The 1594-nt window shown below is 61.6% G+C and carries 1 protein-coding gene; it reads right to left on the reverse strand.

Features of this window, described 5'->3' with window-relative positions; translation table 11 throughout:
• A partial coding sequence (locus tag A3754_RS19095) for an efflux RND transporter permease subunit (RefSeq protein ID WP_197468722.1) occupies window positions 1-1594 on the reverse strand: 1594 nt, incomplete at both ends.

Here is a 1594-nt window from a genome sequence, read left to right on the forward strand (position 1 = left end):
GCGAGTTCAGCAGCAGCAGCCCGAAGGTCACACCGATAATGGCCAGCGGCACCGTGGCCCAGATCACCAACGGTGAACGCACCGCGTCAAACAGCAAAATGGTGATGATGAACATGAACAGGTAGCCCATGGGCAGGCTGCCGAACACCGCCGCCTGGGCATCCTTGGAAGCTTCGTATTCACCGCCCCACTGCAGGGAGTAGCCCACCGGCAGTTCCAGCGCTTCGATGGCCGGGCGAATCCGCCGCAGCACCTGATCCGCCGTTTCATCCCCAAGCACATCCGGTTCCGCCTGCACGGCAAGGGTTCGTTTACGGTCGCGGCGCATGATCAGGGCGTTTTCCCATTCGGTCCTGAAGTCCGACACCACCTGCGTGATGGGAATATACGTGGCGTAAGCCGGCGACCAGACCTGCACGTCGTTCAGGTTGTCCGCACTGAGGCGCTCGTTGTCCGGTGGCCGCGCCACGATCGGCAACAGCTTGCTGCCATCCCGGTACAGGCCCACATCACGGCCACTGAAGTTCAGCGCCAGGGTGTTATCCAGGTCCTCACGGGTAATGCCGGCCCGCCGGGCCTGGGCTTCCTGAAACTGGGGCCGGATCACTTTTTCCTGCTGCCGCCAGTCATGGCGGATGCTTTCCAGTCCGCCATCGTCGTGCATGATGGCCTGGGCTTTCAGGCCCAGCGCCCGCAACTCTTTCGGGTCCGGCCCGCTGAAACGGGCTTCGATGGAAGCCGCCGGGCTCGGCCCGATCATCAGGCGCTTCACCTTCGCAAACGCCTGCAGATGCTCGTTTCGAATCAGCTCGCGGGTCGCCGCCAGGGTCGGATTGATCTGCTCCCGGTCGGCGACCTGCACGATCAGTTGCGCGTAGCTGGGGTAACTCTTTTCCGGTGCATAGGGCAGCATGAAACGCTGCGCGCCCTGGCCGACGGTGGTGGTCACCTGCTCCACGCCGTCCATCTCCAGCAACGCCTGCTCCAGCCGGGCGGCAGCATCCTGGGTGGCGCGAATATCGCTGCCCTGGGGCAACCAGTAGTCCACCAGAAACATGGGCGTATTGGAGGGCGGGAAAAACGCCTGTTTAACGAAACCAAAACCGACCACCGCAATCACCAACAGCGCACCCATGGCGCTCAGGGCGATCACCCGATGATGGATGGCACGGTCCAGCAGGCGGCGATAAAGCACAAAGACCCTGCCGGCGTAAGGGTCTTCACCCTCCCCGTCCTGGCCACCCACATCCTTCTCGCTGAAGAACACATTGGCAAAAAACGGCACCAACGTAATCGCCGTCACCCAGCTGAGCATCAATGAAATCAACAGCACCCAGAACAGGGTATTGGTGTATTCACCGGTGGCGTCGTCAGACAGGCCAATCGGCGCAAACGCCATGATGGCAATGACCGTGGCACCCAACAGCGGCCAGACGGTCTGGCGGACAATCTCTTTCGCAGCCTCCAGTTTGGACAGGCCACGCTTCATGCCCACCAGGATGCCCTCGGTCACCACGATGGCATTGTCTACCAGCATGCCCAGGGCAATGATCAACGCCCCCAGGGAAATCCGCTGCAAATCAATGGCCATCAT

The organism is Alcanivorax sp. HI0083 (genome assembly GCF_001635175.1).